Genomic DNA, 13,021 nt, shown 5'->3' on the forward strand with positions numbered 1-13,021 from the left:
GCCGTTGCTGTTGGCACGGATACCGCGGGCTTCAATCGGGCGCATACGCGTCCGGGTCGGGACTGCTGCTGGGCGACTTGAACGCGGCGCGCAGGGGGGCCGGCATCGGGTAGTTGAAGTTGATCCCGGTCGGCGGCACGGGGGATTCGAACCACTTCTTGTAGAGCGCCTCGATGGCGGGGCTCCGATAGAGCTCGGCCGTGACGCGATCGGCGATGGCCTTGAACGGCGCATCGTCCTTGCGCAGCATGATGCCGAAAGGCTCGGGCTTGGAGAATGCGTCGTTGCTGATCGTGTACGCCGCCGGGTCCTTCGACCGCGCGATGGCGACCGCGAGCTGGACGTCGTCGAGCACATAGGCCTGAGCCCGGTCGGTCTCCAGCATCAGGAACGCTTCGGCCTGGTCCTTGGCCGGAACGATGTTGATGCCGAGCTTGCGTTCGACATTGACCTTGTTCAGCTGGGCGATGTTGGTCGATCCGGCGATCGCGACGGCCGTCTTTCCCCTGAGGTCGTCGATCGTCTGGAGCGAGAGCGATTTCTTGGCCGCATAGCGTGTGGCGCTGAGAAAGTGCGTATTGGCAAAGGCCACGAGTTTCTGGCGCTCGGTGTTGTTGGTGGTGGAGGCGCACAGGAGGTCGATCGTGCCGTTCGTCATCAGCGGGATGCGATTGGAGGACGTCACCGGAACGGTTTCGATCGTGAGGTCAGGAAGCCCGAGCTCCTTCTTGACCGCATCCGCGATCCGGGCACAGATGTCGAGCGCGTAGCCAACCGGCTTCTGGTTGCCGTCGAGATAGCTGAACGGCACCGACGATTCCTGGAAGCCGATCGAGATCCTGTTCGTCTCCTTGACCTTCTGGAGCGTGCCCGTCAGTTCCTCGGCGCCGGCGGCGTTTGCAGCGAGCGCTGCCGTCAGCAGAAGTCCCCAAATGCGCATCAAAGCCTCTCCTCGCAGCAACCCTCTTCGCGCGTGCAGCGTTGCCCGCGCAGCGGTGATGCAGCCTCGCTGCGTCCGGCCTGGATGAAAAGGGATAAAACCGCCTTATTTCTCATTCCTGGAAGTGATGGATCGCCGCGCCGGGCGTCGTCGCCGGGGTCACCTGCCCGGTCTAACCTTCGAGTTGACGGCCAAAATCGCAGGTCTGGCGCGCCAGCTCCGCTACGGCGGCCGCGAAGGCCGAGGGTCTGTCGTTGCGATACATGGCCGCATAGGGCACGGCCGGCAGCGTCGGCTTGACGGGCAGGATGACCAGCTTCTTCTGCTCGAAGAGAGGACGAAAACAGCGTTGCGGAAGATAGCTGATGCCGAGGCCGGCCACGGCGAGCCCGACCAGCGCGGTCAGATTGTCGACCGAGATGGCGCGCTTGAACGAGACGCCGTTGGCCGCGAGCCATTTGTTGACGAAGAGGCCGGAGCCCGAGCGACGGCCCTGCATCAGAATAGTATGATGACCAAGCTCGTCGAAATCGAGGCTCCGGCGCGCTCTGACCAGGCCGGGGCGCGCCGTCCACACGTTCTGCACTTCGGCAAGCCGCACTGACGTCACCTCCGGGTCGGAGAAGACGTCCGGGATGACGACGAGATCGAGGCTGCCCTCGATCAGCCGATCGTAGAGGCTTCGGGAGGTTTCGACCTCAGGCTCGATCATCACCGCCGGATGGGCTTCGCGAATCGCCGAAACCAGACGCGGCAGCCATGTCAGCGCGGACAGCTCCGTCGCCCCAAGCCGCAGGCGGCGGGCCGGTGACTGCCGGCCGTCCTTCAACTCCAGGATCTGGTCCTGCAACGCCAACATCTGCCGGCCAAGAGCAAGGATCTGCTCGCCACGTTCGGTCAGGCGAGCCCCGCGCTGGCTGCGATCGAACAGCGGAACGCGCGCGGAGGCCTCCAGCTCCTGGATGCGCTTCGAGATCGCCGATTGCGTGGTGTTCAGCTTGGCTGCGGCGCGTTCGAACGTGCCGAGCTCCGCGATCCAGTTCAAAGCTTCCAGCTGCTTCAGGGTGACCATGTTCGCATTCAAAAAAGAGATGGATCGATATCTCCATTTATCGGTTTTCTGAATTCAAGGCGAGTCCTACACCGCCGAGGCGGCGCGCCATCGAGCGACGCTCTGGACTGTGCAAGACGGGGAGCGAGAATGGGTGAGGGACAAGCGCAGCCTGGTGCGCCGATCGATGCGGCGGTCGTCGCCGCGTTCAAGAGCGTTTCCACGGCCGTGATCAGTGACAACCTTCAGCGGCTGCCTGGTGCAGCCAGTCTACGGCCATTCTATACGGGCTCGCCGATGGCCGGGATCGCGCTGACCGTGAATACGGCGCCGGGGGACAATCTCTTCATTCATCGCGCGCTCGATCTCATCACGCCCGGCGACGTCCTCGTCGTCAATGGCGGCGGCGACGAGACGCGGGCATTGGTCGGCGAGATCATCGCCGCCATCGCGAGGGAACGCGGCGCGGCCGGGATCGTCGTCGACGGCGCGATCAGGGACTCCGGCGTGCTGATGAAGTCCGACTTCCCCGTGTTCGCGCGTGCGGTCAATCACCGCGGCCCCTACAAGAACGGTCCGGGCGAGATCAACGTGCCGGTGTCGATCGGCGGCATGATCGTCACGCCAGGCGATATCGTGGTCGCCGACGCCGACGGGGTGGTCGCTTTCGCGCCGGCGATCGCGTCCGAGCTGCTCGAGTCCGCCCGCGCGCAGGAACAGCGTGAAGCCGAGATCCTGGCGAGCATCCGCGCAGGGCGCTATGCCGGTGCCTACGCAAAATAGCCGGCTATTGCGGTCGTCCGCACGAGCCTCGGTGGTATGCGGAACCTCGTCCTTGTCGTCCCGGATGTCGCTTCGCCCATCCGGGCTACTTACATGCCAACGGCACCCCGCTCAGCAATACCCATACACGCCACACGCGTAGGGCAGGCGGAACATGTAGTTGGTATAGCCTTCGCCGCCGTAATAGGGGCCCTGGTAGTCGTAGGAGAAGGCGCGGCCGTAATAGCCGGGCAGCTCCTGGCGGCCGAACAGCAGCGGCGTCGAGGGCCACATCGGGGAGATCAGCGAGTCCTGGTCCCTGACGACGACGACCGTCGGCGGCGGCGCTCTCACGGCGCGGCGGGCCTTGGTGTGCACGATCTTGTCGTGGACGGCCGGCAGGTCGGCCGCGAGCACGACGCCGTTCGCCGCGATGGCCGCCAGCAGCATCATGATCACCAACGTTCGCATCCTGCTCTCCTCGACTTCTGTTCGGGTGGCGTCGGCGCTTCGCGATACATCCACCGCTGCTTTCACGCGGGTCCGGAAGGCGATTCCACGGGCGGCAGGATGAGCCGGGTATGGTTAACGAAATCCTTCCGGCATCCGACAGTTGGCTGCAATCATCCGTAGAAGGACGGGCATTTTCAGCTTTTGTTAAGTTCTGCGGGTGCAAGCTTACTGCTGCCGGCGATTTTGAAGGTCGGCCGAATGCAGCCCGGCCGCTGCGTCCGGGCGCGAAAATCTCTGCTGCATTTCATCAGAGTCTCAGACCAGAAGGTTTCGAGCATGTCGGTGATCATGTTTTCGGCGTCGGCGCGCCAAAATCTCCAATCACGGACCGGCTTAGTCAACGCTGAACTCGCTGCCATCGAGGAGCGCGCCGCCGGCCTGCAGGCGCTGTCGGCGAGCCGGCTGATCGCGGCCTCCGCGCTGCCTCTGGCCGGCCAGATGCACGCGCGCCTGTTGCAGCTGATGAGATGATCACCTGGAGTTAACGAGGGCGCGGTCCGAGAAGCCGGCAACGGCCCGGCCGTGGGACGAAGGAGAGCGCGGAAGCCCAAGGGGGCCGCCCGCGCTCTCTTTGTTTTCGGGGCCGCTTGCTGCCTCAGCTGTCAGTTGTTCGTCATGCGCGGGCTTTTCCCGCCTGCGGGGCCGAAGCCCCTTCGGCGCGGCGACGGCCCGCGCATCCACGTCGTCATTGCCGGGGCAAAGACATGAATGGCCGGGACAAGCCCGGCCATGACGTGGTGAGAGATGCGCTCGTCATGCCGCATGTCGACGCGCGGCGCGATCCGTGGAGCGAAACGCGCCTTACGTGCTCAGCGCCTGCTCCAGGTCGGCGATCAGGTCTTCCTTGTCCTCGATGCCGACGGAGATGCGGACGATGTCGGGGCCGGCGCCGGCCTTGATCTTCGCCGCGTCGTCGAGCTGGCTGTGCGTGGTCGAGGCCGGGTGGATCACCAGCGAGCGGGTGTCGCCGACATTGGCGAGATGCGAGAACAGCTTCAGGTTCGACACCAGCTTGACGCCGGCGTCGTAGCCGCCCTTGAGCGAGAAGGTGAACACGGCACCGGCGCCCTTCGGGCAGTATTTGCGGGCGAGCGTGTAATACTTGTCCTCGGGCAGGCCGGCGTAGTTCACCGAGGCCACGCCGGGATGCTTGCTGAGATATTCGGCGACCGCCTTGGCATTGTCGCAGTGCTTCTGCATGCGCAGCGGCAGGGTCTCGATGCCGGTCAGGATCATGAAGGCGTTGAATGGCGACAACGCCGGTCCGAGATCACGCAAGCCCAGCACGCGGCAGGCGATCGCGAAGGCGAAATTGCCGAACGTCTCGTGCAGCCGGATGCCGTGATATTCCGGTCGCGGCTGCGTCAGCATCGGATATTTATCGCCGCTGCCGGCCCAGTCGAAGGTGCCGGCGTCGACGATGACGCCGCCGATCGAGTTGCCGTGGCCGCCCAGGAACTTGGTCAGCGAGTGCAGCACGATATCGGCGCCGTGATCGATCGGGCGGATCAGGTAGGGCGAAGCCAAGGTGTTGTCGACGATCAGCGGCACGCCCGCCTTCCGCGCCACCTGCGCGACCGCCTCGATGTCGGTGATGGTGCCGCCGGGATTGGCGATCGACTCGATGAATACAGCCTTGGTGCGTGGGCTCACCGCCGCCTCGAAGCTCGCGACGTCATCGGTGTCGGCCCACACCACGTTCCAGCCAAAGCTCTTGAACGAATGCGTGAACTGGTTGATCGAGCCGCCATAGAGTTTTCGCGCGGCGATGAACTCGTCGCCGGGGGACAGCAACTGCTGCAGCGCCACGACCTGCGCGGCATGGCCCGAGGCAACGGCAAGCGCGGCGGTGCCGCCCTCGAGCGCGGCGACGCGCTCCTCCAGCACGGCGTTGGTCGGGTTGCCGATGCGGGTGTAGATGTTGCCGAATGCCTGCAGTCCGAACAGCGAGGCGGCGTGGTCGGCATCGTTGAACACGAACGACGTGGTCTGGTAGATCGGCGTCGCCCGCGCGCCGGTGGTCGGGTCGGGCTGGGCGCCGGCGTGAATGGCAAGGGTGGCAAATCCCGGGGGACGTTCGGTCATGGTGTTTCCTCTTGGCTTGATCCGTTGCGCGCCGGCGCCGGCTGGCGCAGGGATCGATGATGGGAGACGGTGTCGATAGCGCGCACCGTGCGCCTCCGCGTCATCCCGGCGGAGGACATTTGCCAGCGGCCAGGATGGCGTCAAGGCTGCCGGCGCCGATCGCTCCGATTTGAAATGCGCTGCTGTGTCGCGCCGTCGTCGCAACACGTTCCTTTCGCAGATGCGTCAGGCGGGATCGCTTCTGTCCTTCGCGGCGCGGTCGGCCGCGGCCGTCGTGCCGCCGCCGACGCTGGTGCGGTTCAGCGACAGCCGCATCCCTTGCGTCGGGATCGGCGCGCGCTTGGCGCTGATGGTGCGCGAGTTGACGCCCATCCAGGAGATCTCCGACGACAGCCGGCCATATTCGATCTTTGGGCAGCGGTTCATCACGACCTTCAGCCCAGCGGCGTCGGCCTTTTCGGCCGCCGCATCGTCACGCGCGCCGAGCTGCATCCAGATCACCTTCGGCAAAGGTGAGAGCTTCAGCGCCTCGTCGACGACGGGCATGATGTGCTGCGAGCTCCGGAAGATGTCGACCATGTCGAGCGGGCGGCCAATGTCGGCGAGCGAGGCGACGAAGGGGCGGCCCATCAGGCTCTTGCCGACATGGCCGGGGTTCACCGGGATCATGTCGTAGCCGCGCTGCACCAGATATTTGAAGGCGAAGAAGCTCGGCCGGATCTCCGATGGCGAGGCGCCGACCATCGCGATCACCTTCACGCCGTTGAGAATGCCGCGGATGTAGTCGTCGGGATAGGTGTCGTGATTCATGGCGGGACGCTTCTATTAGTTATTGTCATTCCGGGGCGTGCGCAGCACGAGCCTGGAATCCATACTCCCGATCGTGGTTATGGATTCCGGGCTCGCCCTCCGGGCGCCCCGGAATGACGAGCCAGTTTCAGTTTCTGTCATTGCGAGGAGCACTTGCGACGAAGCAATCCAGGGGCTCGAGCGGGACTCTGGATTGCTTCGCTGCGCTCGCAATGACGAAGGAGAGAGCAGGGCGAGCTTCACTCGTCCCGCCAATTCGGCGTCCGCTTCTCGATGAAGGCGCCGATGCCTTCCTCGGCGTCGCGGGCGAGCATGTTCTGCGTCATCACCTCTGCCGCATAGCGATAGGCGTCGGCAAGGCTCATCTCGGCCTGGCGGTAGAATGCCTCCTTGCCGAGCTTGATCGTATAGGCCGATTTGCGCGCCACTTGTTGTGCCAGCGCAATCGCGGTGTCGCGTTCCGTGCCGGCCGTGACCACGCGGTTGACGAGGCCCAATTCGCGGGCGCGGACAGCGGGAACCGGCTCGCCGGTCAGCAGCATCTCCATCGCCTGCTTGCGGGGTACGTTGCGCGACAGCGCCACCATCGGCGTCGAGCAGAACAGGCCGATGTCGACGCCGGGCGTGGCGAACGAGGCGCGCTCGGAGGCGACGGCGAGATCGCAGCTCGCGACCAGTTGGCAGCCGGCGGCGGTGGCGATGCCCTGCACGGACGCGACAACCGGCTTGGGCAGATGCACGATCGCCCGCATCATCGCACTGCAGGCGTTCATCAGCCGGGCGAAGAAGGCGCGGCCGCGGTCGGCCTCGCTGCGATGCGCGGTGAGTTCCTTGAGGTCATGGCCGGCGCAGAACGCAGGGCCATTCGCTGCGATCACCACGGCGCGCACCGCCCTGTCGGCGCCGATCTCGGCCAGGGCCCGATGCAGCTCTGCGATCAGCGGCTCCGACAGGCTGTTGCGCTGTGCCGGGCGGTTGAGCGTGAGCACGGCGACGGGGCCCGCCATCTCGCGCAACAGAATCGGCGTATCGGCGGCGTCGGCGAGGGCAGGGACGGACATTGCGATTTCCATATGGGCGCATCGATGCAGCTAATGTAACAGATGAGCAACGACGAGAGCAGGGGGAGAGATGACGGCGAAGATGACCATCGCGGAGCTGGAAGCGTTCCTGCACGCGGAATTTCCCCAGGCGTTCCGCACCGGCGGTGACATTTCGATCGAGAGCGCCGACGGCAAGAGCTGCCGGATGCGCCAGCGCTTCAATGAGCGCATGTTGCGCCCCGGCGGCACCGTCTCCGGGCCGACATTGATGGCGCTGGCCGATTTCGCGATGTACGTGGTGCTCTTGTCGGCGATCGGTCCGGTCGGTCTTGCCGTGACCACGAATCTCAACATCAACTTCCTGCGCAAGGGCGCGGCCGGCGCCGATGTGCTGGCGGAGGCGCGGCTGCTCAAGCTCGGCAAGCGGCTCGCGGTCGGCGAAGTCACGCTGCTGTCAGGGGAATCGCCCGATCCGATCGCCCATGTCACGGCGACCTATTCCATTCCGAATGCGTAGGGTTTTCGAGGGTATTATTGCACCATATTTGCAAGCTGCTGTTTTTGTTGCATTAATTTGACGCCGATGGCGTTGACGAATGCAGGCCGCTTCTCTAGAAGCTGCGACCAGTTCGGTGCGTCACCCGCGCCGCATTCTCCCTGTCACGGATATCTCTCATGAAAACCTTTTCGGCAAAGCCGGCCGAGGTCCAGAAGAAGTGGGTCGTGATCGACGCCAAGGGTCTGGTCGTCGGCCGTCTCGCCACGCTGGTCGCCATGCGGCTGCGCGGCAAGCACCTCCCGATCTACACGCCGCACGTCGACTGCGGCGACAACGTCATCATCGTCAATGCCGCGCACGCCGTGCTGACCGGCCGCAAGCGCGAGCAGAAGGTGTACTACAAGCACACCGGCTATGTCGGCCACGTCAAGGAGCGCACCGCGCGCCAGATCCTCGAGGGCCGCTTCCCCGAGCGCGTGATCGAGAAGGCCATCGAGCGCATGATCCCGCGCGGGCCGCTCGGTCGCGTGCAGATGGGCAATCTGCGTGTCTATGGCGGACCCGATCATCCGCACGAAGCGCAGAACCCCGAGAAGATCGACATCGCCAAGTTGAACCGCAAGAACACGAGGGCCGCATAAGATGGCCGAAAGCATCCAGTCTCTCGATCAGCTGTCGCAGCTCAAGGGTGCCGTCACGGCTCCCGACGCTCCGAAGTATGAGAAGAAGGTCGACAAGTTCGGCCGCGCCTATGCCACCGGCAAGCGCAAGGACGCGGTCGCCCGCGTCTGGATCAAGCCGGGCTCCGGCAAGGTCACCGTCAACACCCGCGACATCGAGGTCTACTTCGCCCGTCCGGTGCTTCGCATGATGATCGAGCAGCCGATGGTCGTCGCTGCCCGCAAGGGCCAGTACGACGTGATCTGCACGGTCGCCGGCGGCGGCCTGTCCGGCCAGGCCGGTGCGGTCCGTCACGGCCTGTCCAAGGCGCTGACGAATTTCGAGCCGGAGCTGCGCGGCGTCCTCAAGAAGGGCGGCTTCCTGACCCGCGACTCGCGCGTCGTCGAGCGTAAGAAGTACGGCAAGGCCAAGGCCCGCCGCTCCTTCCAGTTCTCGAAGCGCTGATCGCCTGGCTCCGGCTCCGTCCGGATCCATCAGCTTCAAATACGAACGGGCGCCCTCGCGGGCGCCCGTCTTGCTTTTGACGCAGGCTTGCGCGGGTCAGGCGCTAGCGCGGCGCGCGGTCAGCCATTGGCTCGGCGCCAGCGGTTTCGACACCACGCGGACCTCGCCGATGCTGCCGATGAAGCCGTCCGACGGCGCGCGGTCCCACCAGCCGCAGCCGAGTGCCCAGGGCTGCGACGCCGCCGTCGAGGCGATGCCGTTGCCGCCGATGACGCTGCGCACGACCGGCGCGCCCTCGATGTAGAGCACGGTCGAATTGTCGGCGGGATCGTTGACGATCGCGAGGTGATACCAGGTGTCGAGCATGATCTCGCCGGACCAGTCGGTCTGCGGCTGCCGGGTCGAACTCGACGGCACGACCTCCCACTGCACCTCGCGCAGGTTGGAGATGGCGAACAGGATCGGCGGTGACTCCGGATCGCCGCCGGCATAGCCCGGCAGCCAGCCGCGGTTGCCGAAGCGGGTCAGGATGTTGCACCAGGCGTGATCGGCGGCCTTCCAGTTCGGATCGATCTTGATGAAGGCCTCGACGGTGTAGCCGGATGCGAACGTTGCCGCGTTGATCGGCGCGTTGGCCGCCGTCGTGAACCAGCTGAAGCGGCCGGCGCCCTGCTTGGTGGTGTTGAGGAACTGCACGCTGCCCGGCGCCGACGACAGGCGATGCTTGTCGGCTGTGAAGACGACGTCGGCGACCTGGGCGGCACCCGCCAGCGTGGCGCGCTGCATCGGGTTGGCGGCGGTGAGGTCCGACAGCGCGGTGCCGGCGGCCACGGCCTTGCCGATCGCCGACGACGTGATCCGCCAATGCGCAACGGTCTCGGCCACGAGCGGATAGTCCTGCTCGTTCGCGGGCGGCACCACCACCGGTTCGGGCGCCTCGGTGTAGTTGACGTAGAGATCCTGCTTGAGGCGCGGCAGGATCGGCGTGCCGGCGAAGGCCGGCAGATGGCAGAAATTGGTGAAGCGTGAAAAACGCCGGCGGAAGTCGACGGGAATCGAGAACTCGTGATTGTCCTCGGACAGCCAGGCGCGGTCGAACTGCTTCAGGCTGTCCTTCGGCTTCTCGACCACCCAGGGCGAGAACGAGGCGACGTCGATCTTGTTGGCCGTGAAGTCGAACTCGTACAGCCGCATCAGGCCGTTGCCGCCCTGATAGGCCATCTGATAGTCGACCACCATCTGATGGACGGGGTTATGGAAGTCGTTGATCTTCGTCAGCAGCGCGCCACCGTGATAGTGGCCGTTCAGGGTCATGAAGATCTGGTCGTTGCTGCGGATCAGCTTCTCCCACAGGTACTGGCCGTAGGCGACCTCGAGCGGGCTCGTGCCGTCATTGGCGATGTTCAGCAACTGGTGATTGGCGAGGATCACCGGCAGCATCGGATGCCGCGCGATCATGCTGCGCGCCCAGGCGATCGCATCGTCCGAGGCGCGCCACGACAGCGACAGCACCATGAAACTGACGCCGCAGGCATGGAACACATGCGCCTCGTGCCAGCCGCTCGGATGCCGCTCCAGGAAGGTCCGCTGCTTCGCGGCGCGGCTCGTCGGAAACCATGTGAGATAAGGCTCGGACGCGCCGCGCTGCGCATCGGTGCCCGCGCCCTGGCTCGCCGCGTTCTCGAATTCCAGCGCCGAAAGCACGTCGTGATTGCCCGCGAGCACCGAATACGGCCGGCCGGCGTTCTCTAAGAGCTTCATCGCGGCATCGGCGACCGCCCATTGCTGCGGATGCTTGGACTGGTCGACGACGTCGCCGAGGTGGATCGTGAACGGGATGTGGTACTTCGCTGCGTTGTCGACGATGAACTGCGTCTGCGCGGGGTAGGGCGTGCTGCCATATTGGCGCTGATAGGACTGGCCTTCTTCTGACGTCGCATAGCGCGAGTAGAACTGCGTATCGGGAAGGACGGCGAGCGCGAAGCTGGTCGTGACGTGACGATGGTGATGGTGCATGCGCCAATGCGCGTGCGCCGCCTGGCCGGGCAGCAGGCTGGCGCCGAGGCCGAGCGCCGAGACGCCCATGGCATTGCGCAGCAGGGTGCGGCGATCGACGCCCTGCGCCGGCTGCGGATCACGCGCCGGATGATCGCCTGCGGCCGGCTTGTTGTTCGATGAATCGTCGTCGAAAGACATCCTTGTCCCCACCTCGAGCGGCGGATCGCGCCGCGGTCGGGACGTGTTAGGGAGAGATGATCTCAAATTTGAGAAGGTTTCTTATCGTTTCGATGAGTGTTCGCCGCAGGACGGGAAACCATTGATTCCGCACGATGGGGCGCACAACTATCAATGAATGACGCTGTGCCGTGTACAATCAGGGCGGGCGGTCGCGCGGATTGCCCCGGCATTTTTGAATCCTGTTTGCAGATTTCTTGCGCAGCAATTTGCTGACGAGTTGTGCCGAGCTTTTCGAGAAAACTTGGTATCCCAGGCAAACCTCTTTCCAACAAACCGCCCGCTAGGTTGATCGCGATAAGGCCGCGCTAACCCTGAATTCCCGCGCCGCCGCAGCAACCGAGGTGATCGATGGCGCTTGATAGCATGACGCTCGACATCGTAGCGACCATGGTCGCAGCGCTGCTTGGCGCTATGTTGCTCCACTTCGGCCGGCAGGAGAACACGCCGGCGCTGCGCTGGTGGGGCGCGGCCTACGTCCTCGGCGCGGTCGCGATCGCGCTGTGGACCTTGATCGGCGAGCTCTACGGCGAGGTGGTGTCGCTGTTCCTGAGCTCCATCGGCCTGATCGCCACTGCCATGGTGTGGAACGCCGCGCGCGTGTTTCACGGCAAGCCGGCGAGCGTGCCCGGGCTCGTGCTCGGCGCGACGGTCTGGATCGCCAGCGGCATGCTGCTCGATGCGTCGGCGCAGGCGCTGCGGCTGACGATCGGCGCAGCGATCGTCGTGATCTACGCCATGCTGACCGCGGCCGAGCTGTGGCAGGAGCGGCGGCGGACTCTGCACAAGCGCTGGCCGGCGCTGATCGTACCGGTGATGCATGGCTTCGTGCTGATGTTGCCGATCCTGCTCGGCAACATGCTGCGCGATTCCGACGGCGCCTTCGCCGCCGCCTGGGTCACGATCTTCTCTATCGAACTCGTGCTGTATGCGGTCGGCACCGTGTTCGTGATCTTCATGCTGGTGTCCGAGCGCATCGTCAGCGCCCACAAGCGCGCGGCGACCACCGACCCGCTGACGGGCCTGCTCAACCGCCGCGGCTTTGCCGAGTCCTGCGCGCAGCTGATCGAGCGCGAGGCGCGCGAGCAGCGCCCGGTCAGCGTGCTGATCTTCGACATCGATCATTTCAAGTCGATCAACGACCGCTTCGGTCACGCCGAGGGCGACGAGGTCCTGAAGCTGTTCGCAAACGTCGTGGTCAACAATCTACGCCTCACCGATCTCTCGGGCCGGATCGGCGGCGAGGAGTTCGCAGCACTTCTGCCCTGTTCCATCGAAGAGGCCATGGTCGCCGCCGAGCGTGTCCGCGAGGCGTTCGCGGCCTCCGGCGTGGTGTGCGAGGACAAGCCGGTCGATACCACCGTCAGCATCGGCGTTGCCGGCGGGCCGGGCGGGACCGATCTCGACGTGCTGCTCGCGGCCGCCGATACCGCGCTCTACAAGGCCAAGCGCTCCGGTCGCAACCGGGTCGAGGCCTCGGCGGAGCTGCCGCTGTCGCTCGACCGCTACCGCCGCCAGCGCGCTGCCGCGGCTGCCAGCCTGCCGCAGTCGGGAGAGGCGGTGTTGTCCAGCTGAGGTGCGGCTTTCGCTCTCCCGAGGTCTGGGCTAGACAAGCGGCCCACACCAGGGGAGGCCGACAGAACATGATCACGGAAATCGCCCAGATCGACGTCAAGCCGGGCACGGAGAAGGATTTCGAGGCCGCGGTCGCGAAAGCACGCGCCGCCTTCGGCCGCTCCAAGGGCTTTCACGGCTTCGAGCTGCACAAATCGATCGAGAAGCCGCAGCGCTACCGCCTGATGGTGAAGTGGGAAACGCTCGAGAACCACACGGTCGATTTCCGCGGCTCGGAGAACTTCACCGAATGGCGTGGCCTGGTCGGGCAGTATTTTGCCAATCCTCCGGATGTCGAGCACACCGAGACGGTGCTGACCTCGGCCGGCTGAGGCCGCGCGTCA

General features: G+C 65.2%; 14 protein-coding genes. 7 read left to right on the top strand and 7 right to left on the bottom strand.

The features are described from left to right. Positions 1–31: 31 nt before the first annotated feature. On the bottom strand, positions 32–940 hold the full coding sequence (locus ACQR0U_RS25215; protein WP_434843791.1) for an amino acid ABC transporter substrate-binding protein: 909 nt from the start codon (positions 938–940) through the stop codon (positions 32–34). Between the two features lie 172 nt (positions 941–1,112). Continuing rightward, on the bottom strand, positions 1,113–2,012 hold the full coding sequence (locus tag ACQR0U_RS25220; protein WP_315711504.1) for a LysR family transcriptional regulator: 900 nt from the start codon (positions 2,010–2,012) through the stop codon (positions 1,113–1,115). Positions 2,013–2,141: 129 nt separating this feature from the next. On the opposite strand from ACQR0U_RS25220, the gene ACQR0U_RS25225 reads away from it, so the two are divergent. Further along, positions 2,142–2,774 (top strand): RraA family protein, encoded by a 633-nt coding sequence (locus ACQR0U_RS25225; RefSeq protein ID WP_316194891.1) that lies wholly within the window; start codon positions 2,142–2,144, stop codon positions 2,772–2,774. Positions 2,775–2,885: 111 nt separating this feature from the next. Here the strand turns inward: ACQR0U_RS25225 and ACQR0U_RS25230 are convergent, their stop codons facing one another. Then, entirely contained in the window at positions 2,886–3,224 is a 339-nt protein-coding gene (locus ACQR0U_RS25230) for a hypothetical protein (protein WP_315750861.1), read from the bottom strand. A 318-nt stretch (positions 3,225–3,542) separates the two neighbouring features. Between ACQR0U_RS25230 and ACQR0U_RS25235 the strand changes: the two genes are divergently transcribed. Then, on the top strand, positions 3,543–3,737 hold the full coding sequence (locus ACQR0U_RS25235) for a hypothetical protein (protein ID WP_434843790.1): 195 nt from the start codon (positions 3,543–3,545) through the stop codon (positions 3,735–3,737). A gap of 330 nt (positions 3,738–4,067) precedes the next feature. On the opposite strand, the gene ACQR0U_RS25240 is transcribed toward ACQR0U_RS25235, so the two are convergent. The 3 genes from ACQR0U_RS25240 to ACQR0U_RS25250 form a co-directional block, all read right to left on the bottom strand. Continuing rightward, positions 4,068–5,351: an O-acetylhomoserine aminocarboxypropyltransferase gene (locus ACQR0U_RS25240; protein ID WP_316194892.1), complete on the bottom strand. Its 1,284-nt coding sequence runs from the start codon at positions 5,349–5,351 to the stop codon at positions 4,068–4,070. A 225-nt stretch (positions 5,352–5,576) separates the two neighbouring features. Next, the gene (locus tag ACQR0U_RS25245) at positions 5,577–6,161 is read right to left on the bottom strand and encodes a CoA-binding protein (protein WP_434843789.1); all 585 of its coding nucleotides are present in this window, start codon (positions 6,159–6,161) and stop codon (positions 5,577–5,579) included. A 239-nt stretch (positions 6,162–6,400) separates the two neighbouring features. Beyond that, entirely contained in the window at positions 6,401–7,222 is an 822-nt protein-coding gene (locus ACQR0U_RS25250; RefSeq protein ID WP_434843788.1) for an enoyl-CoA hydratase, read from the bottom strand. Between the two features lie 70 nt (positions 7,223–7,292). On the opposite strand from ACQR0U_RS25250, the gene ACQR0U_RS25255 reads away from it, so the two are divergent. The 3 genes from ACQR0U_RS25255 to rpsI all read left to right on the top strand — a co-directional run bounded on the left by ACQR0U_RS25255 (position 7,293) and on the right by rpsI (position 8,828). Beyond that, positions 7,293–7,721, top strand: coding sequence for a PaaI family thioesterase (locus tag ACQR0U_RS25255; protein ID WP_315799672.1), 429 nt, complete (start codon positions 7,293–7,295; stop codon positions 7,719–7,721). A 158-nt stretch (positions 7,722–7,879) separates the two neighbouring features. Beyond that, complete coding sequence (rplM, locus tag ACQR0U_RS25260) at positions 7,880–8,344, top strand: 50S ribosomal protein L13 (RefSeq protein ID WP_315711511.1); 465 nt, start codon at positions 7,880–7,882, stop codon at positions 8,342–8,344. A 1-nt stretch (position 8,345) separates the two neighbouring features. Beyond that, the gene (rpsI, locus tag ACQR0U_RS25265) at positions 8,346–8,828 is read left to right on the top strand and encodes a 30S ribosomal protein S9 (RefSeq protein ID WP_172109671.1); all 483 of its coding nucleotides are present in this window, start codon (positions 8,346–8,348) and stop codon (positions 8,826–8,828) included. 96 nt (positions 8,829–8,924) lie between these two features. Here rpsI and ACQR0U_RS25270 read toward each other — a convergent pair whose 3' ends face one another. Next, positions 8,925–11,024, bottom strand: coding sequence for a LamG-like jellyroll fold domain-containing protein (locus ACQR0U_RS25270; RefSeq protein ID WP_434843787.1), 2,100 nt, complete (start codon positions 11,022–11,024; stop codon positions 8,925–8,927). Positions 11,025–11,414: 390 nt separating this feature from the next. On the opposite strand from ACQR0U_RS25270, the gene ACQR0U_RS25275 reads away from it, so the two are divergent. Beyond that, entirely contained in the window at positions 11,415–12,638 is a 1,224-nt protein-coding gene (locus ACQR0U_RS25275) for a GGDEF domain-containing protein (protein WP_315711515.1), read from the top strand. 68 nt (positions 12,639–12,706) lie between these two features. Beyond that, on the top strand, positions 12,707–13,009 hold the full coding sequence (locus tag ACQR0U_RS25280; protein ID WP_315711517.1) for an antibiotic biosynthesis monooxygenase family protein: 303 nt from the start codon (positions 12,707–12,709) through the stop codon (positions 13,007–13,009). Positions 13,010–13,021: the final 12 nt, after the last annotated feature.

The organism is Bradyrhizobium sp. HKCCYLRH3097 (assembly GCF_051167875.1).
Taxonomy (GTDB): Bacteria; Pseudomonadota; Alphaproteobacteria; order Rhizobiales; family Xanthobacteraceae; genus Bradyrhizobium.